Here is a 26053-nt window from a genome sequence, read left to right as displayed (position 1 = left end):
ATGAACTATGATTAAACAGACTGCTGAAATATTCGAGTTATTGAGCAAGGGCGGGTTTATCTCGTCGGATAGTACCGATCCGCATATCCGCCAGCTTTACAACCAGATAGACGGGAACCTTACGGAACTTTACGAACACTATGCTTCGATCAACTTTTTCCTCGAAAGCGGCAACGAATACTATTATTTTGCCCGCCGTGAAACCCGTGCCGAACTGGAGCGTAAGCTGGAAATCGCCATGCGATGGATCGATGTGCTCGACTTTGTCAAAACGTATGATAACTCCTTTGCCCCCGGTTTCCGTTTCCAGCCGTCCGATATCCTGGTGCGGCTTAAGTTGGATGCCGAACTGAAGGAGAAACTCGGCGGACTAAAGAAATATACGGGAAAGGAGAAGCAGGACGAGATACTCGAAAAGGTACTGAACGATCTGAAACGTGACGGGTTCATCGAGTTGGAGAACGAGATCACATCGACCTATAAGGTTGTTGCTGCTTTTAATTATCTGGAAGAATTAGTAACCTGTATCAATATACCAGAAGAAACGCAAAATGAGATACCTGAATAGAATTGTTTTTATCAACAGCGCCCGGGTGAATTATGCCGATATCCCGGTCGACGGCAATGTGCATTTCATCGGAACCCAGGGAGTGGGGAAGAGTACCGTGCTGCGTGCCTTGCTCTTTTTCTATAATGCGGATAAGATGAAACTGGGAATTTCGAAAGAGAAGAAAAGTTTCGACGAATACTATTTCCCGTATGCCAATTCATATGTGATCTACGAAGTAAAGCGCGATGAGGGTTGTTATCTTGTGATGGCGTTCCGTTCGCAGGGACGTGCCTGTTTCCGTTTTCTCGATATTGCCTACGACAAGGATTTCTTTATTTCCCCGGAGGGGCGTGCCTTCGACGGTTGGGATCAGATACGCGAAGCATTGGGTCGTAAGGTGTATTATAGCCGAAAGATCGAGAAATACGAAGAATACCGGAATATCATCTTTGGGAATAACAAGGGACTGCTGCCTGAGTTTCGCAAGTTTGCCATCACCGAAAGCAGCCAGTATCAGAATATTCCTCGTACGATACAGAATGTCTTCCTTAATTCAAAACTGGAAGCCTCGTTTATTAAAGATACGATCATCATGTCGCTGAGCGAAGAAAATGCGACGATTGACCTGAGTCAATATGCTGATCATCTCAAAGGATTCGAGGAAGAGTATAAGGATATCAGCCTGTGGCATGCAAAGGACAGGAACGGAAATGTACTGGTACGTAAACAGGCGGAGAAAGCTATCGATGTGCACCGGACGCTGCTTTATCATGAACAGGAGCGGAAAGAATTGTCGCACGAACTGAACTTTGCCTACCGCCTTGCCGGCGAAGAACTTCCCCTTCGTGAACGGCAACTTTCCGAGCAACAGGAAAAGTTGAGAAAGACGGAAATGCAATTGAGCGAACTGGCGAATAAATACCAAGAGAAGAAAATACAGATCACATCCGATATCAAACTGTTGAACGATAAGTTGCAGCAGGCCCGTGAACAGAAGAAACGATACGAACAACTGAATATCGGTGAGATCGAACGGCGGGTGAATGCTCGCGAAAGTGTAGCCAATGAAAAGGCGGGACTGGAAGAACAGTTGAGTATCCTAACAGATCGTTTTACACATATCCGCCAAAAGTTCGCTTTGCTGGAAGAGCAGGAGAAGGCACAATTCACTACTTTCAAAAATGCCAAAGAGACAGAAGCGATCGGTCTGCAACAACGGCTCTTTGAGAAGAAAGAGCAACTTCGCAAACAACAGGAACAACTGATCCGCGAAATAAAGGAGCAGGAGGAAGAAAAGGTGAACAGCGCCCGCGGAAAGATCGACCGGAAAAAGGAAGAACTTTCAGGTCTGGCCATCCGGAAGGTGGAAATCGGTCACCAGGTGTTCTATGAAAAAGAAATCAGGAGTTGTAAAGAAGAACAAGCGGTTTTGCAAGGAGAGATCAAGGAAGATATGCTGAAGAAAGAAACCTGCAACCGCCGTATAAAAAGCAATACCCGCGAATGGGAACTGGAGGGACAGGCTTTGGAACGTGAAACGACTTCCGCGCAAAAAGAACTGTCACGCCGGATAGAGGAGGCTGACCGCCATATCGCAGGGATTGCAACTCTTCTGAAGAGCCGGCAGGGGTCGCTCTACGAGTGGCTGAATCGTGAATATCCCGGATGGGAAGACACGATCGGGAAGGTGATCGACGAGAAGCAAGTCCTGTTCCATACCGGACTCGGTCCGCAGTTGATGGAAAAGCTATCTGCTACACTCTACGGTGTCAAACTTGATTTGTCGGGAATCGGCAAAGTGGTGAAGACCATTGGCGAATATGAAGAGGAACAGCAGGAGTTACGGACACAGTTACAGGAACTGAAAAAGCAGTTCAACGACCTGTCTGTCCGCAAGGAAGAAGAGGCTGTCCGTCTCAAAAAGAAATATCAGCCTTTGATAAAGGCTGACAAGGAAGAGGTGATCCGGCTGGATTACCGCAACGAACAGCATCAGTTGAAATTGCAGCAACTGGCGGCAACGCTGATCACCTGGCAGCAAAAGGCGGCTGACGAGAAGGCGGCCCGGTTACTACAGGTGGAAGAGCAGGTGCGCCGTGTCACCGCCCAACGGATGGAGGCGGAAGAGGAATGGCAGAAATCGGTTGCTGTCCTGGATAAACGGATCAAAGCCAAAGAAAAAGAGTTCCGGCTACGGGGCAAAGAAGAATCAGAACAGGTAGAAACTGCTACAGCTTTGTTGCACGCCGGAATTGCCGCTGCTGGGACAAAGTTGAAAGAAACATTGGTAGTCCTGCAACAAGAATATGCCAAAGAGTTGGCTGGTGAAGGCGCGGATACTTCCCGGATAACGGCGGTGACGGATCGGATCGGGAAACTGGAAAACGAACTGCGTTTCATCGAAGATAACCGGACGTTGGTGATCGAATACCGCAAGGATAAGCGGGAACTGATCGATCGGATGGACGAGTTTCGTAACGACAAGCAACTGAAAGAAAAGGAACTGGCCGGTGAGCAGGGGAAATACGAACAGAAACGTTTGTCACTGCTCCGTGAAGCAGGAGAACAACGGGGTGCGCTGGAGGAACTGAACCGTTTGCTGGAGGAACTGAGGGAGGATATCCGGCGGACAAAAGAATTTTGCCGGCAGGAGGATTGTCCGGCCGAACTGTTGTCGGGTGCTGAAAAGGAAACCGGAAAACGTTGTAAGTCGCTGGTGGAAGAGTTGATCCGCAACCATTTCCGTATCATCGAGCGGGAGAAGGATTTGCGGGAGGCTGTGAACCGCTTCACCGGCAATTTCTCCGAACAGAACACCTTCCATTTCCGTACCCGCCTGACGACTCAGGATGATTTTATGGATTTCGCTTCCGAACTGACTGACTTTATCGACAACGACAAGATCGCCGAGTTCGAACAACGTTCCAATAAGGCTTACACCGATATTATTCGGCAGATCGGAAAGGAAGTTTCGGATATGATGTCGCGGGAAGGAGCTATACAGAAGGTGATCAACGATATCAATGACGATTTTGTGGAACGCAACTTTGCCGGAGTAATCAAAAGCATTGCCCTTCGTGCCATGCCGAGCGAGAATAAGATCATGCAGTTGATGCAGACCATACGCGACTTCAACGAGGAGCATCTTTTCAGCCTGGGAAGTTTCGACCTTTTCTCCGGCTCTGCTGAGAAACAGGAGGAGAACAACCGGAAGGCAGTCGGTTATCTGCAATCGCTGGTGAAAGAGTTGTCACTAACAAGCGAGAAGGAACTAACCCTGTCCGACACCTTCGACCTGCAATTCCGCATCGTGGAGAACGATAACGACAGCGGATGGGTGGAAAAACTGGCCAATGTGGGTTCCGATGGGACAGACGTGTTAGTAAAGGCCATGATTAATATCATGCTGCTCAATGTGTTCAAAGAAAAGGCTTCCCGTCGTTTCAGTGATTTCCGGCTGCATTGTATGATGGATGAGATCGGCAAACTGCATCCGAACAACATACAAGGTATCCTTAACTTTGCTAACAGCCGCAATATCCTGCTGGTGAATTGTTCGCCTACTTCCTACCGGGCGACGGATTATCGCTATACCTATATATTAAATAAGGACAGCCAGAATATCACAGTCGTTAAACGTTTGATCCGGAAGGAGGCCGAATCATGAAGCTTTCGTTGGCGGATGCCCGTAAATTGTTGCGGCTAGGGAGGGGAGAAAAGCTTCCTTCCAGCCAGTTTAATAATGCATTGTCTGCTTTGTTGCTGGAAGAAGAGGTGTTGCAAATCCTTCCGAAAGGGAGTCGGAAAACTTATTATGTCCGGAATCAAGCTACGCTCGATGACTTTCTTTACAACCGTTTCAATGTAAGTAACCTATCGCTCTATGTCGAAACACTGGAAAAGGAAGACTTGCTCCGTGCTGATTTAGCACGTCAGGTAGGTGATACAAAAATTCGTTCGGTGAGAAGTTTTAAGGGTTTCTGTGTGAACAGTTACCAGCCTTTGGAATCTATGTTTAACGGGAAACCGTTTGTTGTCTCACCTGTTGAGGGAAGTTATTTGTTTATTTCCGATTTTGAATCGTTTGTTCCGGATCAGGAAATTACGATTGTCGGTATGGAGAATCCGGAGAACTTTCGTTATATCCGTCAGCAAGCCTATCTGTTCAATAACATAACGCCTCTGTTTGTTTGCCGCTATCCTCAGACACAGAGTAAAGATCTGGTCCGTTGGTTGGCAGCTATACCGAATCCGTATCTTCATTTCGGTGATTTCGATCCGGCAGGTTTGAATGTGTTCAGTAATGAATATTTTCCTTATCTGGCGGGGAAGGCTCATTATTTTGTACCGGATGATATAGAAGAGTGGTTGAATAGAGGAAGCCGGGAGAGATATGATAAGCAGTCGTTTAACTTATCACCCGAATGTCTGGAGTTGCCGGAAGTTCAAAAGTTGGTAGGACTGATCCGTAAACATAAAAGAGGACTCGACCAGGAGGTTTTTATCCGTTTTGAGTGATTTTATAGGTAAATAGAGACAATCTTAATCGGTAATGAGATGATTTTATTACTGAAAAAAAGAATGCCGGGGTATATTTGCAATTCATTCAATTAACAAATCATGAATAAACGAGTATTAAGTTTAACCTTATTATTAGCCTGTCTGGGATTAATGACCATGCAGGCGGAAGGCCGGAAAGTCGAATCATTTAATTCCGGCTGGTCATTTAAAAAAGCTCCGGCGGAAAAGGAACTGGCTATCAATGCCCCGAAATGGGATAAGGGATGGTCGGAAGTTGAAATCCCTCATACCTGGAATGCAAAAGATATGCAGGTACAGGCCAATAGTTTTTATGAAGGGGCGGCTTATTATAAAAAACAATATTTCTTCCCGGCTGAACTGAAAGATAAACGTGTCTTTTTACGGTTTGAGGGAGTCGGCTCCTGTGCAGAAGTTTTTGTGAACGGCATGCTGGCTACTTCCCATAAAGGCGGATATTCTGCTTTTGCCTGTGAGATCAGTCCGCTATTGAAGGCTGGAGAGGAGAATGAGATTATCGTGAAAGCGGATAATAAATCACGTCCCGATGTGATCCCTGTTAATCATAATTTGTTTGGCGTATATGGCGGTATCTATCGTCCGGTGTGGCTGGTTGTCACTGAACCGTATAATATAAGTGTGACCGATTGTGCATCTCCCGGTGTTTATATCACCCAGAAGAATGTATCGAAGAAACAGGCAGATGTAAAAGTGAAGGTAAAGCTCGACAACGGAACTCTGCAACCCGCTCCTGTTACTTTGCAGAATACGATTTACGATCAGGAAGGAAAGCAGGTGGCTACCCATAGCCAGTCTTTCGAACTGTCGGCACAGGGTGAGCAGGCCTATGAATCTTCTTTTACGATAAAGAAACCGACTTTGTGGCAGGGGCGTGAAAATCCTTATCTGTATAAGGTTGTCAGCCGTTTGATTAAAGACGGACAGGTGATTGATGAAATGGTACAGCCGTTGGGGTTGCGTAAATATGAAATTGTTGCCGGCAAAGGTTTCTATCTGAATGGTGAGAAATATCCGATGTATGGTGTTACCCGTCATCAGGACTGGTGGGGGCTGGGAAGTGCCTTGAAGAACGAAAACCATGATTTCGACCTGGCTACGATTATGGATGTCGGTGCGACAACCGTTCGTTTTGCCCACTATCAGCAATCCGATTATCTGTATTCTCGTTGTGACAGTCTGGGGTTGATTATTTGGGCGGAGATACCGTTTGTAAACCGTGTGACCGGGCAGGAAGCGGAGAATTGCCGTAACCAGTTGCGTGAAATGATCCGCCAGAGCTTCAATCATCCTTCTATCTATGTGTGGGGATTGCATAATGAGGTATATCAGCCGCACCAATATACAAAAGAACTGACCCAGTCTTTGCATGACCTGGCTAAAACGGAAGACCCGGACCGTTATACGGTTTCGGTGAACGGATACGGACATATGGAGCATCCGGTTAACCTGGTTGCCGATATTCAGGGTATGAACCGCTATTTCGGTTGGTATGAAAAGAAAATACAGGATATCAAACCCTGGGTGGAGAATCTGGAGAAAGAATATCCGCATCAGAAACTGATGCTGACCGAATATGGTGCAGATGCCAACCTGAATCATCAGACGGAGTATCTGGGAGATGCGCTGAACTGGACGAAAGAGTTCTATCCCGAAACATTCGCTACCAAAACGCACGAATATCAGTGGAGTGTGATCGCTGCCCATCCGTATATCATTGCTTCTTATCTTTGGAATACGTTTGATTTCTGTGCTCCGATGTGGGTGCGTGGCGGTGTTCCGGCACGTAATATGAAAGGTCTGGTAACATTCGACCGTAAAATAAAGAAAGATTCTTATTTCTGGTACAAGGCAAACTGGAGCAAAGAACCTGTACTGTATCTGACTCAACGTCGTAACTGGGACCGTGAGAAAAAGGAAACGTCTGTGACTGTTTATTCAAATATCGGTACGCCGAAAGTGTATCTGAACGGAAAGGAACTGACCGGTATCCGTGAAGGTTATACGCCCGTACATTATATTATAGATAACATTACGCTCGATATGGGCAAAAATATCGTAAAGACGGTTGTTGTGAAAAACGGCAAGACGTACGAAGATGAAATCGAGTGGGTATATAATGGCGAGAAGAAACGTGATTCGGACCAGTCGGTGAACAAGGAAGAACATGCCGGATTCTGATCTCTCTCTGAACTAAACGATAAATGAAACTCCCGGTGTTTCCTGTCAGACGGCAGGATAGCACCGGGAGTCTTTTTTACCATCCGTTATAGTGCATTTGTTTCTTATTGAATTTGTCTTTGGGCTTTTCAATGCCTGTCGGATAGCCTACCGGAATGACAGTCAGCGGAACGATGTGTTCCGGTAAGTGTAAAGCCTCCCGAACTACTTTCATCCGTTCAGGATACGGATAAGCTGCTGTCCAGACGGCTCCCAGTCCCAAAGATTCGGCTGCCAGTAATACGTTTTGTGCGGCAGCGGAACAGTCCAGTTGCCAGGCGTTATTGGACTTCGCTGTATCTCCGCAAACGATAATAGCTTGCTTGGTCTCTTTTAACATACGAGCCAGAGGGAGTCCGTCTCCCATTGTATCCAGAATGTCCCGGTCTGTTACGATGATAAATTCCCATGGACGGCGGTCTCTGGAAGAAGGGGCGGCCATTCCTGCACGTACCAGTGTCTCCAGTTTCTCTTTTTCAACCGGACGTTCAGTGTATTTGCGTACGCTTTTGCGGTTGAAGATTGTCTCCAATGTTTCATTAACCTCTTTATTGTCTTTAGATTCCGTATTGTTATTACAGGCAATCAAAGCAGATAATAATACGATAAAAGAATATTTCCATTTCATATTGCAAACATACGAATTGATTTGGAAAAAAATCCGGAATCGAATCATATTATTACTACCTTTGTAAATCACGTTAATAGTTCATATTATGTCAACCAATTCAATAAACAGACGTCGGGAAGATCTGATAAAACAGATCAGCCAGATAGAAGATGAGGAGTTGCTGATTTCTTTGGAAGATCAGATTTTTACTTATCAGCAAGGAGCGCGTGAGCCATTATCCTGTCCTGAAAGTATGCAAATTCGTTCGGTAGCCCATTTTCGTAGTTTGATAGATCAGGTGTTGGAAGATGACCGGAACGGAAAGATGCTGGATGCCGATGAGGTTTTTGCTGAGTTGGAAAAAGAATGGGGCATTGAAGAGGAGGCTAGAAATAGATGAAAAAGTTGAAACGTATTATCTCTCCGTTGGCTAAAAAGCAATTAAAGGAACTGAAAGATTTTAATCAGATTTTGTATGGAACATCAAGAGCCAATCAAATTTACTTTTCAATAAAAGATTGTCTTCAAGTTTTAACTGATTTTCCGGGTTTAGGATATATAGAACCAACATTGCAGGATTATCCTCAATGTTTCCGTACTTTTGTTCAGCATTCGAATTTGAAAATCATTTACTGGATAGAAGATGGTGCTATAAAAATAGCCATGTTTTTTGGAACTCACCAGAAACCGGAAAAGTTGCGTTATACAATAGAACATACTTCCGATTGGGTGTGTGAAGATATGGAACCTTACGGCTAACCTTATTTCTGACATTCGAAGCAATAATAAATACTTCCTCCTAAATAATTTTCCTTCCGTATATTTTCTCCGCAGACCGGACATGGTTTTCCGACGGTATTTTTAGATAAAATGGGAATATAACCTCCTTTCTTACCGAACAGGTCGGTTTCAGAATTGCGGCCGCCGGCTAGATAAATATCCTGAAGCGTATCTTTAACGCAATGAAACAAAGTGTCTTTCTGTTTATCCGATAATGTGCTGATGCGTGTTTTAGGATGGATACGAGCCTTGAAGAGAATATCCTGTAAAACACCGTTTCCCAGACCTGGGATTGTTTGTTCGGTGGCCAGGAATGCTTTGGCTGTTTTCTTTTGTTTTTCTTCGCTGTTTATCAGGCTCAGGAAATAGGTTTTGTTGAAAGCATCGGAAAGAACCTGCGGTTTGCTTCGTGCCCCATCACGATAGGGGGAGAAATTACATTCAAAAGAATCAGCCGGGAAACACCAGATTCCGCCGTACATTCGGGCAGAACCCATGATACAACTTTCATCCTCGAAGGCAATCAGTAACTGATGTTTTTCCGGCAGCTTTTTTCCGGGAGCATAATAACAAATATTCATCCCGTCTCCGAAAAGTAACCGTACATCCTCGATTTCCACTTCAACCAACCCTCCGTAAGCATGTGCTTCTCCGACAGTTTTATGGAGTAACTTATCACTGTAACCGGCAGGGTCTCCATAATACCAGACAAATTTATGCGGGGTATATCCGGCACTGACAAAAGAGATTCTCTTTCCTTTAATCGTTTGATTTAATTGTTCCGACAGGATCAGGGCTTCCGGTGCTTCTATCATTTTTAATAGGTTAATTTGTTATATATGATTTTTATAGTGTAAATATACGAATATATCTATAACTATTGCCCCATCTGCCTGTACGTTTCGATTTGGGATTTACAGATTTGTTCGGTTATATCGCGCAACCTTTCTACTTTAGGAAATAGTGCTTCTATCTCCTCCTTGGTGACAACGAATTTAGAATTATATCTTGCTTCTACATAGGCCAGGCGGAGCAGTTCAAATAATCGCTTTTCTTCCTTTGGCTTTCGGGGAAAGATTTTCTGTAATTCGGGCGAATATTTATGGGTTGCACCTAACAGTTTTGACAGGTTATGTTGCTTGCTGTTTTTCAGGGTATGGACTAAACGCAGTGCATAGAAATAATTCTCACAGGCTTGATGCAAATCGAAAGAAGCTAAATTATATCTTCCTTTTTCATAATCAAAAGAAGCGTGATCTATGAAATAACCAGCCTTTTCAAACTTCTCGTTAAAATACTCTTGGGACTGTTGCGTGATCTCCTGAAAGTTCAGCTTTCGGGGACGTTCCAGTTTGTAATTTCCACTGTCGTATAACATAATCCCTTGTTTTTGGATGCTGGTATAGAAATATCTTCCTTCCGACAGGTCGGAGTTCAATTTCTCTATATCGTCGTTGATAAATTGAATAGGAACCTGGTTGTCGGGACGTTTATAATATTTGTCATCCACAGTATCCAGTAGATGTCCTACCTCACGAACGTCTTCATTGCTGGTAACTACCAATAGATCGTAGTCGCTCATAAAAGAAGTGAGGATGCCGAATTCATCCCGTTCGTCATATTCCACAAATGTTCCCCTGGCGTAACTTCCGTACAGGATAATCATTTCGCAATGGGGCACTCTTTCCAGTATCAGAGTGACGATCTGTTGCAAATCGTTTTTTGCATAATCAGGTAAGTGGGAATAAGACGTTTTCATTTAGCATTCCAATTTTTATGTTATACATCGGTAAAGATACATGATTTTTCCGTTTCTTATTCCTACTATTGATATTTGTGTGTTTTGTGATGAGGTGTTGTTGCGGAACAGTTTTCTCCACCAGAGGAGAAAGTTGCCGGTGAATTTAAAATAAATTACTTTTCCTTTTGATGTTACCGTTTGGTAACTTAGTTTTGTTGCCGAGTGGTAACAAAGATATAAAGTATGGAAAAAGAAGTAGTAAGAACGAATAAAAACAGAGAGTTGACAGAGCTGGCTTTGTTGAAGGCTGTGGATGACCTGATAGAAGAAGATGGTTTCGAAAATCTGGGAATTAATGCGGTTGCGGCCAAAGCCGGATTATCCAAAATGCTGATTTATCGTTATTTTGAATCGCTGGACGGATTGATTGTTGCTTATATCGAACGGAATGATTACTGGATTAATTTGGAACCGGAACTGCCGGAAGTGGCGAACTTGGGGGAGTTTGTCAAGAAACTGTTTCGTGACCAAATCACGATGTTGCGTAACAGTTATACGTTGAGGCGGTTGTATCGCTGGGAACTTTCGGCCAAAAATAAAGTAATCAAAGAATTGCGTGAGAGGAGGGAGGCGAAGGGTATCTGGCTGATCGATGCTGTCAGCCGGTTGACGGACTGGCCGAAAGCGGATATTGCCGTTATAGCGACGGTTCTCACATCTTCTATCACTTATCTGGTTATGTTGGAAGAGAATTGTCCGGTCTACAACGGCTTCAAATTGCAGAGTGAGACCGGCTGGGAAGAATTGGAAAAAGGAATAGACCTGTTGATTGATAATTGGATTAAAAATTATAGAAATGCATAAGTATGGAATTATTTTAGGAGCTTGTATGGCACTGTTGGCCTGCTGCTCCTGTAACAACGATTTGGTTGAGTATAAGAGTAATGACTTAAAGATTACCTTGCAGAAAGGCGAATCATGGTTGCACGATTTTCCCTTGTTTTTAGGAATCAGTAGAAAGAATCCTCCCCAGATAGCAATCTGGTTGGAAGATAAGGATGGAAATTATCTGTCGACTGTCTATGTGACGCATAAGATTGCGACTCAAAGCTGGCTGATGGCCGGTAAGAACAGAAAGAAAGAAGCATTGCCGCATTGGTGTTATTCCCGTGGGGTGAAATATGGCGACGGTCTTTATTTGCCGACTAAAAAGGAACCTTTCACCGACGGTCTGACCGGCGCTACGCCGCATTCCGGATTCGATGTGAAGATGCAACCGGCAGGCGGTCTGAAGCAGTTCCGTATAAAAATAGAAATCAACCATTCGACTGATTTTAATGAGAGTTATCCCAAATCGGCTCAGGAGGGAGATGATAATTATTCGGGAGGAAAAGAAGGGAGCGGACAACCGGCTGTTGTTTATGCCGCAGATATCGACCTGACATCCGGCGTTACATCGTATGTCGCCAGCCTTATCGGCCATAGTTCGCCTGACGGAAGCAATGGGCAACTATATACGGATACTTCCACCCTGACTTCCGCTTTGAAGATTGTCGAACAAATAACCATAACGATTCAGCCATGAAACAATATCTATTTGTCATGCTTTTCTTTCTGATACCGTTTTTTTCGAAAGGACAGAGGGAATGTAACCCTGTCCGGTATCAGGTAACCGTCAGTACGGGTATTCCGATGAGTACTCCTTCGACAGTCCCTTTCGCATTGGAAGGCAGGGCGTTGTATTCTCTCAGTAGCCGCTTTGCTGCCGGGGTGGGAACCGGATTTTCCCTTTATGATAAGGAAGCACTGATTCCTTTGGCGGGAAACCTACAATTCAACCTGTTGAAACCGGGTAGGTTCACTCCGTATCTGGATTGCGCGGCCGGCTATTCTTTTGCACCGGCAAGTAAAGTGGACGGAGGATTTTATTTGTTCCCGTCTGTGGGTATCCGGATGAACTTATTGTCTGATAAGGAGATGTTGTTTTCCCTGGGATACGGATTGCAGGATTTAAAGCGCTTACAAGAATATTCAACCCCTTATCTTGATTCTTCCTATGAAGAATCGTTGAGTTTTCATAGCCTCTCCTTTAAGCTGGGGATTGTTTTTTGAACTTTATTAAACTCGTTTTTTCCGAAAAGAAGAAAAACAAACGTACCTTTGTTGTGTTATTACTAACGATAACAGCAAAGATTTATGAGAAAAAGAAACAATTGGCAACTTATCAAAGGTCAGCCACTTACCGAATTGGATAAAAAGATTCTCTACCTCCAGAATAAAGGTCATTTGGTACCTTCCCGGAAATTGATTAAAACAGAAGAACAGATTGAAGGTATCCGCAGAAGCGGGGTTGTAAATTCAGGTATTCTCGATTTGGTGGGAAAAGAAATAAAAGCCGGAATGTCGACAGCCGCAATAGATAAACTGGTCTATGACTATACGGTTGACCACGGTGCTATCCCGGCCCCGCTGAATTTTGAAGGATTCCCGAAGAGCGTGTGCACTTCCATCAATGAAGTGGTCTGCCACGGTATCCCCAGCGAAAAAGAGATATTAAAGGAGGGAGATATTATCAATGTGGATGTTTCGACAATCCTGGACGGTTATTATTCGGATGCTTCGCGAATGTTTATGATTGGCAAGGTTTCTCCTAAAGAAGAGAAACTGGTGCGTGTGGCAAAAGAGTGTCTGGAAATAGGAATGAAGGCAGCTAAGCCATTCGGTTTTGTAGGTGATATAGGTCATGCCATCCAGAAACATGCGGAAAAGAACGGTTTTTCCGTTGTCCGTGATTTGTGCGGGCATGGGGTAGGACTGGAATTTCATGAAGAACCCGAAGTAACTCATTTCGGACGTAAGGGTACCGGCATGTTACTGGTCCCGGGAATGGTCTTTACGATTGAACCGATGATTAATATGGGTACATATCGTGTTTATATTGCCGAAGAAGATGGCTGGACGGTAATAACCGACGACGAACTTCCTTCCGCCCAATGGGAACACACATTCGTGATGCGTGAAAACGGACTGGAAATATTATCGGACTAAACACCGATTCAAAGATAAGGGACCTTTGAAATCAAAATAAGGGACTTTTGTTTGCAAAGCATATATGTTTCGTAATCAAAGCATATATGTTTTGTAAGTACTATTTATCCGAATGTTTTTCCTTGCATCTGTCGGGTTGCAAATAATCCCATTCCTGAAGTTTTCCATCCAGTAATTTGAAACGGTATAGCCCATCCTGAAGGTCCTCATATCCGAGCGTTTCCTGATAGCCTTTTGCTGTTTGTTTGACTTCGAGCCTTTTATAAGTCTTCCCCATAATGGCAATAACTTCTATTTTAGTCATTCCCAATTCTAATTTTTGTATATTGTTATCTGCGTTCTTGGCATTATTAAAGGTTGTTCCGCAAGAAGTAAACAAGCATATTGAAAAACAGGAGAATAATATGTATTTAATTAGATTCATAACGCTTTTGTTTTAGATGGTGATAAATCGGGTGCAATATACGATAATTACATAATAAATAAGGGAAGGAAATAAAAAAAGCGATACAAGTTGTATCGCTTCTGCACGGAAGGAGAGGCTCGAACTCCCGACACCTGGTTTTGGAGACCAGTGCTCTACCAACTGAGCTACTTCCGTATTGCGGGTGCAAAGGTAGGTTTTTATTTTTAATATGCAAGGCTTTTTCAGAAAAAGTGCAATTCTATTTTTACTTACCTGATAAAATCCAACGAAAAGCGAAACAATCGTCATATCTTTTTTTATCTTTGAAACCTTATAGAAAATATAATTAAATCTATATTGTATAAATACAATCAACAAAACATGGAAAACGAATTAGAAATGAATTCGAATCTTTTAGTCGAATTCTTGCAGAAACCTTCATCTGAGTTTACAAAGGCGGATATTATTTCTTTTATCCGCGAAAAAGGAATCAAGATGGTCAATTTTATGTATCCGGCAGGAGACGGCCGTCTGAAAACATTGAATTTTGTTATTAATAATGCAGCCTATCTGAATGCAATCCTTACCTGTGGTGAGCGTGTGGACGGTTCCAGCCTGTTCTCTTTTATTGAAGCCGGCAGTAGCGATCTGTATGTAATTCCCCGCTTCCGGACAGCTTTCGTCGACCCTTTTGCCGAGTTGCCGACAATCACTATGCTTTGTTCCTTCTTTAATAAAGATGGCGAACCGTTGGAAAGTTCTCCCGAATATACCTTGCATAAGGCAAGTAAAGCCTTTACGGAAGTAACAGGCATGGAGTTTCAGGCAATGGGCGAATTGGAGTATTATGTGATAGCGGAAGAGGAAGAATTATTCCCGGCAACCGACCAGCGCGGATATCATGAATCCGGCCCGTTCGCCAAATTCAATGAATTCCGTACCCAGTGCATGCAATATATTGCCCAGGCCGGCGGACAGATTAAATATGGTCATTCCGAAGTCGGTAACTTTACATTGAACGGAAAGATATATGAGCAAAACGAAATCGAGTTTCTACCAACCAAAGTGGAAGAAGCTGCCGACCAGTTGATGATTGCCAAATGGGTAATTCGTAATCTGGCTTATAGCTATGGTCTGGATATCACATTCGCTCCTAAGATTACAGTCGGAAAAGCCGGTTCGGGTTTGCATGTTCATATGCGAATTATGAAAGACGGTAAAAACCAGATGTTGGCCGACGGTGCTTTGTCTGAAACAGCCCGTAAAGCGATTGCCGGAATGATGCAACTGGCTCCTTCGATTACTGCGTTCGGAAATACGAATCCAACCTCTTACTTCCGTTTGGTTCCTCATCAGGAAGCTCCGACAAACGTTTGCTGGGGCGACCGGAACCGTTCGGTATTGGTACGTGTCCCCTTAGGCTGGGCTGCAAAAAAAGACATGTGTGTATTGGCTAACCCTCTGGAATCGGAAAGCCATTATGATACGACACAGAAACAGACGGTTGAGATGCGTTCGCCGGATGGTTCTGCCGATTTGTATCAGTTGTTGGCTGGATTGGCTGTCGCTTGTCGTCATGGTTTTGAGATAGAAAATGCGTTGGAAATAGCCGAAAAGACTTATGTAAATGTGAATATCCACCAGGAAGAAAACAAGGCCCGTCTGGAAACTCTAGACCAGTTACCCGACAGTTGTGCTGCTTCGGCCGAACGTCTGCAAAAACAACGGGCTGTCTTTGAGAAATATAATGTGTTTAGCCCGAGCATGATAGACGGTATAATCAAAAAGTTGAAGTCTTATAACGACTTTACCCTGAGAGATGATTTGAAAAATGACCCCGAAGGAATGCTTCGATTGGTAAATACTTATTTCCATTGCGGGTAAAGGCTGGAAAAAGGATAAAAGTTTATCGAATAAGTTTTTTGAGGACAGTTATCTGACATCATAAAACTTATTCGATCTTTATCTCTTTTATTTTTATAGTAATTATTAAAAACTTCGTTTAAAAGATATGGATGGCAGAAAAGGGATGAGGACAAATGCTTTATAATTACCTTCTTTTCTGTATACTGCATAAGGATTATTCCGGGCAGTAGCATTCAATAAAGAAAACTGCCAACAACTTGTTCCATGTTTCAGTTGTCGTTCCATAGTAAAATTAATATCCATGCGGAAATAATCTTTCAAGCGAATATTGGGATAATCCGGAATATAATTTATACTCTTTTCAAGGTACCCGCTATACGGACCGTTGGTTGTCGGTAATCCCATACTAGGATAAGACACTTCAGGGATGTAATAAGGAATCCCTGAACGATATTGCGTATTGGCAGACAATGTATTTCTTATCTTCCCTTTTGCATAGATGTCATAGCTGACAAATAATGAAATATCATGAGGTGCATCATATTTGAATGGATATTTTTTGCCTTTGAACTGTCTGTTGGAATGAGAGAGAGTATAAGAAAGCCAGGTGGTTAATTTATTTTTATTATACTGTCCCAGAAATTCGATACCGGTAGATTGCCCTTTGCCTGTTTGATAACCTGTATGAAAATCGAGATAATGCTCAAGATTTGATATTAATACAAGGTTATTCATTTTTTTGTAATACCCTTCAATAGAAAAGAGTAAATCAGGAATAGCATAATTCTTCCATCCGATTGAAATCTGGTTTGAATTAGGTAATACATTCTCACTGAATGGCATCCAGAAGTCCGTATTAATCGAATAATTCATCTCATTAACAGAATGGATCGGCTGATACATCCTGTCATAAGCAAGCATAATTTTATTATTATCGTTTATGAAAGTAGATAATTTGATTCTAGGTTCGATGACCAGTTTTGTTCTCGTTCCATTATGAAAAACAGACATCCGTATACCTGGTACCAACATGCTTTTTTTATTTTTTATCTCAGAATAAACAAAAAATGAAGTGGTAAACAAATTTTTCTGTCCGCTTTCCATGTTATTCTGAAAACCGTTCTGATTCTTGAACATATATTCCGGATAGTAAAATTGAGCTGAAAAGTCAAAGCCTCCAAAGAGGCTCAAGTTATTTGAAAGCTTATTTTCCAACGAATTCCTCCAGCCAAACTCTTGTAATTCGGAAGAGACCTGTTGTTTGATTTGCATAGCTGGAGTATGCAAATTCATATAATCAAAATTACCCAAATGGGAATAATAAACACTGGATGAAAGAAAACAGTTCTGCCGGATATTGGATGTCAACCGACCATACGCAGTAAGTGTTTTCCATCCCATTCCGAATTTATTTTTAGATTTCTCTCTGGTCTGCATATCTTTCTTTTTATTCAGACCGTATAAATCATCGTAGCTATTGAATACACCAAGCGACAATTTGGTTTTATCTGTCAGTTTCCATGATATTTTTCCGTTTATATCCCAAAAAGCAAACATAGAAGAACTCCAGTTCCCATTTGACGGAATGGATAAAAAGGCGTTCGTTAATAAGTCGAGGAATGACCGGCGAGCAGAAAATAGGTAACAGATTTTATTTTTTACAATAGGACCTTCTGTTGAAATGATTCCGGCCAGAGTACCGATATTTATTGAGTGATGATACGTCTGGTAATTCCCCTCTTTCAATTCAATAGAAGCGACTCCCGAAAGCCGGTTACCATAAATAGCTGGTATGCCACCTTTATACATATCTGCACTTAGTAAAATATCAGGATTAAAAATAGATATCAGTCCAAATGTATGATTCTGGTTATACACAGGTACATCATCTATCAAATAGAGTGTCTGATCATTCGTCCCGCCTCTTATATTCAGGCCGGAAGAACCTTCCATACCGGATGAAACACCCGGCATGAACTGCATTGTCTTTATTATATCCCTTTCTCCCAGAAAAAGAGGGGAAACAGATAGTTGAGATAAGTTTATTCGTAAGTTTCCTAATCCTTTGTTTTCAACCTTTTTATTATTATTGACCTGGAATACAACTTCGGGCAATTCGAGTCCGGGATACAGAGCAACAGATATTGTTGTATCTCTTTCGACTATAATATCCTTGATTACAGAAGAAAATCCCATGTAAGAAGCATGTAGTTTCAGTGTTCCGGCTTTTATTCTCATGCTGTAAAATCCATAATTATTACTTATGGAAGATTGTTCTCCGATTTGTATATGAGCGTTGGATAATATTTCTCCCGAATAGGCATCCGACACATATCCTTGAATAATTATTTCTTTATCGGAATATTGTGCAAATATCCTCCCTGTTAAACCCAAAAGTAAAAATATCAGTAATATTTTATTCATTTACATTTTCCTTTAATAACTGAATGTAATGACTTGTCTCATTCATTCCTGCAAAAATACCCAGACCATTCTCGATGTTAGAATACACTTGTATAGGCTGATATGTTATAGCAGAAATATCATTACTATATATTATTTTTGATAACTGCTGATAATAAGTCTTGCAATACTGATCGTATTCGGGAGCTGCAGAAATGACTTTTACTTCGATTTTGTGAGGCTCGGAATAAATAGGAGGAGTTGTATCCTCTGCATAATTCACTTTTCTGGGAATAAAATTCAACATATCCACCTGTGTAATGTTTTTATTTTTTATCCTCATAAATCCCTCATAATAAGCCGCACCGATCTCTTCGTCTATAATATCGGAATCGTTCAGACGGTTTATTCTGTCTATTAAAATATTGTTGGCAAAATATTCATCAAACTGATCGATAGTATCATTATCATGAATGGTATAAGCCGTAATATAGAGTGAGGATAATCCTAAATCTCCTTCGAAATCCGATAGTCTATAGATCATCTGTCCATTTGAAGAAACAAAACGTTCGAAATGTGAAGTTATACTATCTGGAACAGTCGTTTCCGCATATATGGTTTCATAAGGAGACAAGGATACTTCTATTTTATATGTTGCCTGCGACAAAGGATACTGGTCCAAAGTCAGTACACTATCCGGACAGATATCTTCATACAGGACCCGGTCGTTTTCAAATAATTTTACCTGTGCATGTTGAATTCCCCGGAAAGCATAACCGGTATTCATACGGTAGGTGGAATATAAGTAGACCTGTATCTTTTTTTTCGGATTAAGCAAACAGTTCACCACTAATCGATCCGATTCCGTTATTTCGGATTTTCCAGGAATATAATCGACTGTACAAGCTGAAAAGCAGATCAATAGGAATAAAATATAAAATCTGTCCATTTCATTTTTTTATTCTTCTGTTTGTAAAGGAATGATAGTCAGTTCGATTGTGTTGAGCACGAAAGCTCCTTTTCCTTTCATCCCTATATGGAGTAGCACCTTCTTTTTCTCGGACAACATTTTATTGTCAATAATTAATTTATTATTGAATTTCTCTGTATTCGCAGGGATTACCAGATTTTTATGTATAAAATTACATATATTTTCTGAGTCTTTGTCTGGCAGTTCTACCGAAAAATCAACTGTACGTTCAAAATCTGGGACTAGCATTGATATAAATTCTATATCCAATGTGTCCTTATCTGCTCTTCGGACCTGATACTCTTTTGGTATATTTGAACTAATACCTAAACTCATAGAATCAAATGCTTCTTTCTCACAACTCATCATTACGAAAATCATCATAACGAAACTAAATAAACTTACTGTTTTCATCTTCTTTTTTTAATTGATATATTTATATGACGTGAAAATTAGAAAAAACCCTATTGAACTGAGTTCTTGTTTTGAAATTGGAGTGGATTTTTTGAATCCACTCCAACAAAGTAATGTCAAACTCTTACTCTTAGAAGCTGACGTCCCTCTGGACCAAAGCTTCTGGTATAAATATAGAAATCTCCACTTCTAGGAAAGTTAGGAACCCAATAGGTTGAACCACTTGGTATCTCATTAGTTTCCCAAAGAGGTTTATATTGTGGCCCCAAACCTGTACAATAGTATTTTGTGGATAAAGCTTTCCATCCCCATAAGAACTTTGAAGAAGCATTTAAGCTGAATGCTACGCAGCCTCGGAGACTATCCCAGTTTGATTTAACATGAAATTTTCTTTTTTTGTGATTACTGGTTAATCCACACTGATTTATAACAATTTCATCTGCAAATACCGTTATTTCCTGATCTTCAAAAGATCTAGACATAGTGTTTCCATTCGCTGTTTTGTAATCATTATAATCTTGCAAATCTTTAAAAGAATGTATTTCACCTCCAATTATCACTTCTCCTTGTGTATTAATGATTTTTGAGTATTCCCAGTCCTTTGTAGGTAAATACATTGTCAAATCGTAATAATCTTCATCGTTGAAAATAAAAGTAGAGGAATACTCTTTTCTTAAGTTTTTGTACTCTTCAGCATCTTTTACATTATCAATACGACTGTCCACCTCTGTGAATAATTTGTACATTGATACAAATTCATTGGCTTTACTCCACGAAAGAACTTCTTCTTTTGACATACTTTTTAGTTTGTTCAAAGTTGCCTTAAATGAATCCATGTTTTCAAATTGTAGCATTTGATTATCTTCAATATTCGAAGATTTGGTAATAACCTTTTCATTGGTGTTTTTTGGTAAATTTTCCGAATCTTCAGAGCAAGATGTAAAAATAATTACACTACAAGCAAAGAATAAAAATAAGTTTTTCATACATTTTGTTGTTTAAATATTAATAAATAGAAAAATCTCCATATAATATATTATTACTAGTTGTTATAGATAACATATATTCTCCTTTGGATAAATTATCCAGATAAATATGTAGGGAAGACATAGTATCGGTATCAGCTATTTCTTCATAAATAGTTTTACCCGAATGATTGGTAACCGTAATTATCACAGGGCCGAGATTGCAATAGAATTGGAATACTATCTCTTTGCTGCTATCTTCGAGCCAGGCTTCAATGGGAGTGATTGCTTCAATTGATCTTTCATTTTTATTCTCTTTCTCTTGTACTTTTATGTTCCTTTTTGCAAATCCAGAGAAAGGGGGTATTAGACAAACCACAATTAATAATAATCTAAAAATCTTCATACTTGTTTTATTTTTGATTTTCTGAGGCAAAGGTAGTTGGACCGAAGAGAAGAGCAAAGACAAAAGGCTAAATACATATGTACAAACGGGTGCTGATTATCAGCTGTTTACAAATTAGTAATTGTACAAGGTGTTTAGTAAATAATTGAATTACAGGTGTGTATGGTGGTGTCCTTTGGATGGTTAGATTTATAGACAAAGAGAGTACTATGGCTCTGAAAGCATGTTTTTATAGCTCAAAGTTTAGTCAAAAATTCATGAAGGGACTTGTCTTCACCTATTATATCTAATTTTTTACGTAATCGTGAACGACGTCGACTTGCAGAGTCCGGATTTATGTTCAAGAGAATGGCTTCGGCTTGCGGATCTAAATCAAAAAAGCTAAGATAACAACATTCTATATCAGCTGGAGTGAATGATAAGATTTCATTTTTTAAAAGTTGAGGCAAGGAAATGTATATTTCATCTATTTGTGCTTGTATAATACCCCAGTCTTTCGCTGTGAGCGGTGATGTATTCGTTCCTGCTTTTACTGATTTAGATAATTTGATTATCTTTTTAGCTATAGATGATGCGAATAATTTTTCTTTGCGCACCTGCATTATCTCATTATTTATCTGTTCTAATTCTGTTTTTTGTTGTTCATACAATTTTTGTTGTTCTTCTAATTTATTTTGTTGTTCAATTTGTTCATTGCCAATTTATTATTATCTAATGTTATTTGTTGTTCATATATTTTTTTCGTTGTTTTCTTAACTTAATTTGAAAAATATATAAAATGACCAAGCAGATGATAATAAGGAGGATAACCAGGATAAAATTCCTTTGTTTGGCTATATGTAGTTGACTATTTTCTTTTAGAATTTTTTCTTGCTGATACTTTTTTTCTATCTTAAGGATATCTGATTCATTTTGCATGCTTGTAACAGAATCGCATGCAGCATCGTATTGTTCAAGATAATTCAGTGCATCTTCAATATGATTACTGGCTTTTGCTAACAAATACTGCTGATAAATAATACCGGCCGAGACATTTGCCTCTTTCATATGAATTTTGGCTTTTTCTAAATAAAAGCCAGCTTTTTCCAGATTACCACTTTGGGTATACATACTGCTTAAAGCCAGATAGGTAGATTTGTTGTTCTTCTTATTAACATCTAAAGACTGCAGATAATTCTCTTCAGCTTTCTGATAATCTCCTTTCATTTCATATAAATTACCAAGTCCGTTCGCAATAGAGGCCATAGCTTTACGATCATTTAATTCAGACACAATAGTATCAGCTTTTGTCATATACCATAACGCTTTGTTTACGGAATCTACTCTTGACCATGTATAAGCAATATCCCTTAATGCCAATGCATAGCTACGTTTATTGCCGGCTTTCAGAAAATAATCGGCTCCTTCTATATTCTTCTTTCGTGCTTCACCCGGCATATCTTTAAAAAGATATAAATCGGCGATGTAGGAAGAGAGGTATCCTGCTTGATTGTATACCCGGTTTGTACTCGCCGCTTCAAGAGCTTCCATATAAATCGTCATGGCTTTTTCAAATTCCTTATTTTCTACATACGAACGGCCCAAAAACAGACTGATGCGTGCCTGCTCTTCTGCTGTACCATGTTTTTTGTACCAAGTTTGTGCCTCGACTACCAGATTCGAAGAGGGCATATCTTCGTATATTTTATCTGCACTTTCACCTACAAGCATACACCATCTGGCCAGTTGCTTGTCGCTCATTTGTGCAGGGTTAGGAATGCTGTTTAACAGTGCATAAGCACTATCTGGATCTGTTCTCAATAAAGTTTCCGATTTGTTGAGAATGTCCTTTTGAGTACACTCATCTTTGCATGAGAATAATGAGAAGATTGATAAGAATAGAAATACTAGTTTCATAAAATATTATAATGACCAGATAAACTCTGAGTTAAATTTTTTCTCCAATCTGCGCGAAACTCGACGCAAAAGTATAAATATCATCATAATGAAAACAGAGTTACATATATTTATTGTAATACGTATTATCTATAGTTCCATTCTTTTGATCCCAATATTTCTAAATTAACGATACTGCTTATAAAACTAAACAGTCTTTGTTATTTATAGTATCTCCAGTTCTTCAAACATCCCTCTGTAAACCGCCGCCTTTTCCTCTAATGGTTTCGGATAGGCCCGTGATGAGGAAGGCATACGATATAATCTGAATCCCCGGTCCAGTAAGGTGAATGTCGAATAAGTTCCGACTTTCGGCTCTTCTGTCGGAGGCAATACCGATAAAATCGTATCCATCGCTTTTTGCCCTGTAACGACAATTGCTTTACATTCGGGTATTTGCGATAGGACTTCTTCTGGATTTATCGGTTTTATCACTTGCAGGAAATTATCGGAAGCATTATTCTTTAACCGGATTATTTCGACAGCCGTATCGCCGATACCGATACCTTTCTCCCGGCAGAAGGCTTTGGCTTTCTCTTCACTGAACGCCTTCTTTGTTTCAAGGAAATATTCTTTATTGCTATAAAACAATAGTCCGAGGATACGCCACATATCGTTCTGTATATTCGGATAGTAAAAGTTCATCGACCAACGTTGCATCGGAGGAGGAAAGCTCCCCAACATCAGCAATTTAGTCTGCTCCGGTAAAAAGAAACCTAACGGATGTAATTCTGAAACCATCGGGATATATATTATCGTTTTATTGTCTGTTGTTTTTTAGCGTGCATTTCCCTGGCAAAAGCATCATAGCCGATTGCCTGTATCCTTCTGATACAGGCCGGACGGTCGGAACGGAAGAGGATAGAAAATACTTTTCCGATGAAGTTATTGAACTTCTTGCATTCATCGATAGAACTGATTGTGCAGTCGGCACAACTTTTATAGTTATGCTCGATGTTACATGCCCGTATTTTACACCAGTCCGCTTTTTTATTCTCCCAGCATCCGGGGCATTGTTCTTTTACGAATTTGCGACAAGCACCGCAATACAGGCCACAAGCTGCAACGTATGCAGCGTCGGGTTGATATGTAAGGTTTTCCATACGATATAATAGATAAGATGATTATTTAGCTTTTACAGAAATACCAATCATAACGGTGGTCCCTTCGATATTATTCCATACCGAATGGGGAACTTTTCCGTTTACAAGGAATGATTCGTTTGCATTCACAATCTTTACTTCACCGTCTAATTCAATCCTTGCTTGTCCGCTGAATACGATAAACAAATGATTATGCTCATGAGTATGCAGGGAAGTCGGTCCACCACCTCCTTTTTCCAGATAGGCAATGGAACCATCTATAATTTCCCCGCAATCGGTAAATAACTTTTTTGCCAGGAAATGAATATGCTCCGGAGGGGTGATGAACTCTTTCATATACTCTTTATTTTACAGATTCTTCCCATTCAGCTGCTTTGAAGCCGACCAAGACCTGATTCTCGCTTACCAACAAAGGACGTTTGATAAGTTTGCCATCGGAAGCAAGTAGTTCTATCTGTTCCTTTTCACTCATGGAGGGCAATTTGTCTTTCAACTGCATGGCTTTATATACAAGACCACTGGTGTTGAAGAAGTTCTTCAGTGGTAATTTGCTGCGTCCTATCCATTCCGTCAACTCTTCAGCCGAAGGATGCTGGTCGATTATATGGCGGTCCTCATAAGCAACCTTATGTTCGTCCAACCATTTTTTTGCGTTCCGGCAGGTACTGCATTTCGGATATTCTAAAAATAGATATTTCATGCCTGTCTGATTTTATTTGTCTTTTTTACGTTGGTTTTTGGCATCTTCTTTGGCAAGAAGGACAATGTTGTAAACGAAATCAGTCATCCATTCTTCCGAATAGCCTAATGTCTCTTTGTATTTGCGGATGCTCCAGGCTGTTTTCTGGACACTGACCTCTTTCCATTCCGAACGAGTTACAATCTCATGGATTGTTTTTGCTGTCTGGTTATATAATAATTTTTTTACCAGCATGGAGAAACGGAACTTCCATTGCATCAGGTTATCCAGCAGGGAGAACAGGCCATTACAAAATCCCTGGAAAAGGAAAAAGTATGATTTGATGTCGTTTTGCGACTTACAGTTCTTTTTTACTGAGGCTTCTATTTCCTTGAAGAAACTTTCTTTCATGGCATAGTCCTGCATTAATATTTTGCGGACACGTGCCTTTTCTGCGATACCAGGCTTGTTATTTTGGGTAGGAATTTTCAGCATACGTTTGAAAAGGGCCATATCCGATAACATATTAATATTGGTAATACCCAACTGTACGGCCATTACCGCCTGATAATATACGCGGATTAATGTTACAAATTCTTCAACGGAGCCTTTTGATGTAGCTTCTGTTTCCTCTTTTTCTTTCTTGAATAGTTTAGAAATTATGTTCATGTGTATCTGTTATAAAATGATTACGGGGACAAAGATACTAAAACTTGTCCCCGTTTTAAGAATTTCTATTCAATTCTCTCAACTGTTACCTCCGGAAATTCTTCCATGAAAAGTAGTAGCTGGTTGTCGTCCGTACTTTTCCTGGCCTTTATAACCAGGGTGACAATGAAAGTATCGACGTTTGAATGACTGACTTTTTCCATTTGGTAGGAGACGAGCAGGTAACCTTTGTCGTTCAGAACCCGGGTTACCTTTTTTATGATATCTTTCTCATTGGTGGAAAAAATAATCATCGAACTTTTCATTCCCAGGCTTTTAAAGATATAACTTAGTAGCTCAAGTCCCATCAGAGTCAGTACGGTTGCCGCAACACCAATGCCGTACATTCCGGCACCGATTGCCAGGCCGATTCCGGCTGTTGCCCATATTCCTGCGGCAGTCGTCAGTCCGCGAACAAATTGTTTTTGTATGATAATGGTTCCCGCTCCGATAAAGCCGATACCACTAACAACCTGTGCCGCAACACGACTGGGGTCGAGCGAAACACTACTTTCCTGTATAATCTGCTGAAAACCGTATTGGGATACAATCATGATAAGGGCACTTCCCAGTGAGACCAGGAAATGTGTACGATAGCCGGCTTCTTTCGCCCTGTATTCCCGGTCAAGACCAATTACGGCACCAAGAATACCGGCAATAAATAATCTCAGAATAAAATCCCATAACATAAT

Annotated in this window: 28 protein-coding genes and 1 tRNA gene; 11 read left to right on the top strand and 18 right to left on the bottom strand. The window is 40.8% G+C overall.

The features are described from left to right. The first annotated feature begins 7 nt into the window (after positions 1–7). The 4 genes from NBH15_RS16800 (at position 8) to NBH15_RS16785 (ending at position 7288) form a co-directional block, all read left to right on the top strand. Positions 8–568 carry a condensin complex protein MksE gene (locus NBH15_RS16800; RefSeq protein ID WP_128134888.1) on the top strand — a complete coding sequence of 187 codons (561 nt, stop codon included), beginning with the start codon at positions 8–10 and terminating at the stop codon, positions 566–568. Next, entirely contained in the window at positions 552–4217 is a 3666-nt protein-coding gene (locus tag NBH15_RS16795) for an ATP-binding protein (protein WP_250823126.1), read from the top strand. Before NBH15_RS16800 ends, NBH15_RS16795 begins: the two co-directional genes overlap by 17 nt. After that, positions 4214–5068, top strand: coding sequence for a DUF7281 domain-containing protein (locus NBH15_RS16790; RefSeq protein WP_128134889.1), 855 nt, complete (start codon positions 4214–4216; stop codon positions 5066–5068). Before NBH15_RS16795 ends, NBH15_RS16790 begins: the two co-directional genes overlap by 4 nt. 159 nt (positions 5069–5227) lie before the next feature. Next, on the top strand, positions 5228–7288 hold the full coding sequence (locus NBH15_RS16785; RefSeq protein ID WP_441342888.1) for a glycoside hydrolase family 2 protein: 2061 nt from the start codon (positions 5228–5230) through the stop codon (positions 7286–7288). A gap of 76 nt (positions 7289–7364) precedes the next feature. Here NBH15_RS16785 and NBH15_RS16780 read toward each other — a convergent pair whose 3' ends face one another. Then, positions 7365–7955 (bottom strand): nitroreductase family protein, encoded by a 591-nt coding sequence (locus tag NBH15_RS16780; RefSeq protein WP_199676351.1) that lies wholly within the window; start codon positions 7953–7955, stop codon positions 7365–7367. A gap of 88 nt (positions 7956–8043) precedes the next feature. Here NBH15_RS16780 and NBH15_RS16775 point away from each other — a divergent pair, with 88 nt between their 5' ends. Both NBH15_RS16775 and NBH15_RS16770 read left to right on the top strand, forming a co-directional pair. Continuing rightward, entirely contained in the window at positions 8044–8337 is a 294-nt protein-coding gene (locus NBH15_RS16775) for a hypothetical protein (protein WP_128134892.1), read from the top strand. After that, positions 8334–8696 (top strand): type II toxin-antitoxin system RelE/ParE family toxin, encoded by a 363-nt coding sequence (locus tag NBH15_RS16770; RefSeq protein ID WP_250823125.1) that lies wholly within the window; start codon positions 8334–8336, stop codon positions 8694–8696. Before NBH15_RS16775 ends, NBH15_RS16770 begins: the two co-directional genes overlap by 4 nt. Before the next feature lie 2 nt (positions 8697–8698). Here the strand turns inward: NBH15_RS16770 and NBH15_RS16765 are convergent, their stop codons facing one another. Both NBH15_RS16765 and NBH15_RS16760 read right to left on the bottom strand, forming a co-directional pair. Continuing rightward, positions 8699–9532: an endonuclease VIII gene (locus NBH15_RS16765; protein WP_244051252.1), complete on the bottom strand. Its 834-nt coding sequence runs from the start codon at positions 9530–9532 to the stop codon at positions 8699–8701. A gap of 62 nt (positions 9533–9594) precedes the next feature. Beyond that, positions 9595–10476, bottom strand: coding sequence for a HEPN domain-containing protein (locus NBH15_RS16760; RefSeq protein ID WP_128134893.1), 882 nt, complete (start codon positions 10474–10476; stop codon positions 9595–9597). Positions 10477–10701: 225 nt separating this feature from the next. Between NBH15_RS16760 and NBH15_RS16755 the strand changes: the two genes are divergently transcribed. The 4 genes from NBH15_RS16755 (at position 10702) to map (ending at position 13506) form a co-directional block, all read left to right on the top strand. Then, positions 10702–11322, top strand: coding sequence for a TetR/AcrR family transcriptional regulator (locus NBH15_RS16755; protein WP_128134894.1), 621 nt, complete (start codon positions 10702–10704; stop codon positions 11320–11322). Beyond that, complete coding sequence (locus NBH15_RS16750) at positions 11315–12043, top strand: T9SS type B sorting domain-containing protein (protein WP_250823124.1); 729 nt, start codon at positions 11315–11317, stop codon at positions 12041–12043. The genes NBH15_RS16755 and NBH15_RS16750 overlap by 8 nt, the downstream gene beginning before the upstream one ends. Continuing rightward, positions 12040–12570 carry a hypothetical protein gene (locus tag NBH15_RS16745; protein WP_128134895.1) on the top strand — a complete coding sequence of 177 codons (531 nt, stop codon included), beginning with the start codon at positions 12040–12042 and terminating at the stop codon, positions 12568–12570. The genes NBH15_RS16750 and NBH15_RS16745 overlap by 4 nt, the downstream gene beginning before the upstream one ends. An 84-nt stretch (positions 12571–12654) precedes the next feature. Next, positions 12655–13506, top strand: a complete 852-nt coding sequence (map, locus tag NBH15_RS16740; protein ID WP_128134896.1) for a type I methionyl aminopeptidase — start codon at positions 12655–12657, stop codon at positions 13504–13506. Positions 13507–13606: 100 nt separating this feature from the next. Here map and NBH15_RS16735 read toward each other — a convergent pair whose 3' ends face one another. Together NBH15_RS16735 and NBH15_RS16730 are read right to left on the bottom strand one after the other, a co-directional pair. After that, complete coding sequence (locus NBH15_RS16735; protein ID WP_128134897.1) at positions 13607–13810, bottom strand: hypothetical protein; 204 nt, start codon at positions 13808–13810, stop codon at positions 13607–13609. Positions 13811–14034: 224 nt separating this feature from the next. Next, positions 14035–14107 (bottom strand) — tRNA-Trp (locus tag NBH15_RS16730). Positions 14108–14293: 186 nt separating this feature from the next. On the opposite strand from NBH15_RS16730, the gene NBH15_RS16725 reads away from it, so the two are divergent. Further along, on the top strand, positions 14294–15796 hold the full coding sequence (locus tag NBH15_RS16725; RefSeq protein WP_128134898.1) for a glutamine synthetase family protein: 1503 nt from the start codon (positions 14294–14296) through the stop codon (positions 15794–15796). Between the two features lie 105 nt (positions 15797–15901). Here the strand turns inward: NBH15_RS16725 and NBH15_RS16720 are convergent, their stop codons facing one another. From NBH15_RS16720 to NBH15_RS16660, 13 genes are all read right to left on the bottom strand, one after another. Beyond that, positions 15902–18202 (bottom strand): TonB-dependent receptor, encoded by a 2301-nt coding sequence (locus tag NBH15_RS16720; protein WP_128134899.1) that lies wholly within the window; start codon positions 18200–18202, stop codon positions 15902–15904. Further along, the gene (locus tag NBH15_RS16715; protein WP_128134900.1) at positions 18195–19130 is read right to left on the bottom strand and encodes a DUF4249 domain-containing protein; all 936 of its coding nucleotides are present in this window, start codon (positions 19128–19130) and stop codon (positions 18195–18197) included. The genes NBH15_RS16720 and NBH15_RS16715 overlap by 8 nt, the downstream gene beginning before the upstream one ends. A 9-nt stretch (positions 19131–19139) precedes the next feature. Beyond that, positions 19140–19565, bottom strand: coding sequence for a hypothetical protein (locus tag NBH15_RS16710; protein ID WP_128134901.1), 426 nt, complete (start codon positions 19563–19565; stop codon positions 19140–19142). Between the two features lie 116 nt (positions 19566–19681). Beyond that, on the bottom strand, positions 19682–20551 hold the full coding sequence (locus tag NBH15_RS16705; protein WP_128134902.1) for a DUF4848 domain-containing protein: 870 nt from the start codon (positions 20549–20551) through the stop codon (positions 19682–19684). Between the two features lie 19 nt (positions 20552–20570). Continuing rightward, positions 20571–20936 carry a DUF3244 domain-containing protein gene (locus NBH15_RS16700; protein ID WP_128134903.1) on the bottom strand — a complete coding sequence of 122 codons (366 nt, stop codon included), beginning with the start codon at positions 20934–20936 and terminating at the stop codon, positions 20571–20573. 236 nt (positions 20937–21172) lie between these two features. Further along, positions 21173–21586, bottom strand: coding sequence for a hypothetical protein (locus NBH15_RS16695; protein WP_128134904.1), 414 nt, complete (start codon positions 21584–21586; stop codon positions 21173–21175). 67 nt (positions 21587–21653) lie between these two features. Continuing rightward, entirely contained in the window at positions 21654–22832 is a 1179-nt protein-coding gene (locus NBH15_RS16690) for a tetratricopeptide repeat protein (protein WP_250823123.1), read from the bottom strand. A gap of 204 nt (positions 22833–23036) precedes the next feature. Then, positions 23037–23612: a uracil-DNA glycosylase family protein gene (locus tag NBH15_RS16685; RefSeq protein ID WP_128134906.1), complete on the bottom strand. Its 576-nt coding sequence runs from the start codon at positions 23610–23612 to the stop codon at positions 23037–23039. Positions 23613–23623: 11 nt separating this feature from the next. Further along, positions 23624–23974 carry a DUF3795 domain-containing protein gene (locus tag NBH15_RS16680; protein WP_128134907.1) on the bottom strand — a complete coding sequence of 117 codons (351 nt, stop codon included), beginning with the start codon at positions 23972–23974 and terminating at the stop codon, positions 23624–23626. Positions 23975–23995: 21 nt separating this feature from the next. After that, positions 23996–24310, bottom strand: coding sequence for a cupin domain-containing protein (locus NBH15_RS16675; RefSeq protein ID WP_128134908.1), 315 nt, complete (start codon positions 24308–24310; stop codon positions 23996–23998). A 7-nt stretch (positions 24311–24317) separates the two neighbouring features. Then, complete coding sequence (locus tag NBH15_RS16670; RefSeq protein ID WP_007652607.1) at positions 24318–24674, bottom strand: arsenate reductase family protein; 357 nt, start codon at positions 24672–24674, stop codon at positions 24318–24320. Between the two features lie 12 nt (positions 24675–24686). Then, positions 24687–25322, bottom strand: coding sequence for a DUF8491 family protein (locus NBH15_RS16665; RefSeq protein ID WP_250823122.1), 636 nt, complete (start codon positions 25320–25322; stop codon positions 24687–24689). A 65-nt stretch (positions 25323–25387) separates the two neighbouring features. After that, complete coding sequence (locus NBH15_RS16660; RefSeq protein ID WP_007652609.1) at positions 25388–26050, bottom strand: MgtC/SapB family protein; 663 nt, start codon at positions 26048–26050, stop codon at positions 25388–25390. Positions 26051–26053 lie beyond the last annotated feature (3 nt).

The sequence above is a fragment of the Parabacteroides caeci genome (assembly GCF_023656795.1).
In the GTDB taxonomy this organism is placed as follows: domain Bacteria; phylum Bacteroidota; class Bacteroidia; order Bacteroidales; family Tannerellaceae; genus Parabacteroides; species Parabacteroides segnis.
This window is presented reverse-complemented; position numbering and strand designations above follow the sequence as displayed.

Coding starts and splice junctions, on each gene's coding strand:
- NBH15_RS16795 (WP_250823126.1), top strand. CDS start 552: ATGAGATACCTGAATAGAATTGTTTTTATCAACAGCGCCCGGGTGAAT.
- NBH15_RS16665 (WP_250823122.1), bottom strand. CDS start 25,322: ATGAACATAATTTCTAAACTATTCAAGAAAGAAAAAGAGGAAACAGAA.
- NBH15_RS16765 (WP_244051252.1), bottom strand. CDS start 9,532: ATGATAGAAGCACCGGAAGCCCTGATCCTGTCGGAACAATTAAATCAA.
- NBH15_RS16785 (WP_441342888.1), top strand. CDS start 5,228: ATGCAGGCGGAAGGCCGGAAAGTCGAATCATTTAATTCCGGCTGGTCA.
- NBH15_RS16725 (WP_128134898.1), top strand. CDS start 14,294: ATGGAAAACGAATTAGAAATGAATTCGAATCTTTTAGTCGAATTCTTG.
- NBH15_RS16800 (WP_128134888.1), top strand. CDS start 8: ATGATTAAACAGACTGCTGAAATATTCGAGTTATTGAGCAAGGGCGGG.
- NBH15_RS16760 (WP_128134893.1), bottom strand. CDS start 10,476: ATGAAAACGTCTTATTCCCACTTACCTGATTATGCAAAAAACGATTTG.
- NBH15_RS16745 (WP_128134895.1), top strand. CDS start 12,040: ATGAAACAATATCTATTTGTCATGCTTTTCTTTCTGATACCGTTTTTT.
- NBH15_RS16720 (WP_128134899.1), bottom strand. CDS start 18,202: ATGAATAAAATATTACTGATATTTTTACTTTTGGGTTTAACAGGGAGG.
- NBH15_RS16775 (WP_128134892.1), top strand. CDS start 8,044: ATGTCAACCAATTCAATAAACAGACGTCGGGAAGATCTGATAAAACAG.
- NBH15_RS16685 (WP_128134906.1), bottom strand. CDS start 23,612: ATGGTTTCAGAATTACATCCGTTAGGTTTCTTTTTACCGGAGCAGACT.
- NBH15_RS16750 (WP_250823124.1), top strand. CDS start 11,315: ATGCATAAGTATGGAATTATTTTAGGAGCTTGTATGGCACTGTTGGCC.
- NBH15_RS16660 (WP_007652609.1), bottom strand. CDS start 26,050: ATGTTATGGGATTTTATTCTGAGATTATTTATTGCCGGTATTCTTGGT.
- map (WP_128134896.1), top strand. CDS start 12,655: ATGAGAAAAAGAAACAATTGGCAACTTATCAAAGGTCAGCCACTTACC.
- NBH15_RS16770 (WP_250823125.1), top strand. CDS start 8,334: ATGAAAAAGTTGAAACGTATTATCTCTCCGTTGGCTAAAAAGCAATTA.
- NBH15_RS16705 (WP_128134902.1), bottom strand. CDS start 20,551: ATGAAAAACTTATTTTTATTCTTTGCTTGTAGTGTAATTATTTTTACA.
- NBH15_RS16735 (WP_128134897.1), bottom strand. CDS start 13,810: ATGACTAAAATAGAAGTTATTGCCATTATGGGGAAGACTTATAAAAGG.
- NBH15_RS16790 (WP_128134889.1), top strand. CDS start 4,214: ATGAAGCTTTCGTTGGCGGATGCCCGTAAATTGTTGCGGCTAGGGAGG.
- NBH15_RS16780 (WP_199676351.1), bottom strand. CDS start 7,955: ATGAAATGGAAATATTCTTTTATCGTATTATTATCTGCTTTGATTGCC.
- NBH15_RS16700 (WP_128134903.1), bottom strand. CDS start 20,936: ATGAAGATTTTTAGATTATTATTAATTGTGGTTTGTCTAATACCCCCT.
- NBH15_RS16755 (WP_128134894.1), top strand. CDS start 10,702: ATGGAAAAAGAAGTAGTAAGAACGAATAAAAACAGAGAGTTGACAGAG.
- NBH15_RS16675 (WP_128134908.1), bottom strand. CDS start 24,310: ATGAAAGAGTTCATCACCCCTCCGGAGCATATTCATTTCCTGGCAAAA.
- NBH15_RS16690 (WP_250823123.1), bottom strand. CDS start 22,832: ATGAAACTAGTATTTCTATTCTTATCAATCTTCTCATTATTCTCATGC.
- NBH15_RS16710 (WP_128134901.1), bottom strand. CDS start 19,565: ATGAAAACAGTAAGTTTATTTAGTTTCGTTATGATGATTTTCGTAATG.
- NBH15_RS16670 (WP_007652607.1), bottom strand. CDS start 24,674: ATGAAATATCTATTTTTAGAATATCCGAAATGCAGTACCTGCCGGAAC.
- NBH15_RS16680 (WP_128134907.1), bottom strand. CDS start 23,974: ATGGAAAACCTTACATATCAACCCGACGCTGCATACGTTGCAGCTTGT.
- NBH15_RS16715 (WP_128134900.1), bottom strand. CDS start 19,130: ATGGACAGATTTTATATTTTATTCCTATTGATCTGCTTTTCAGCTTGT.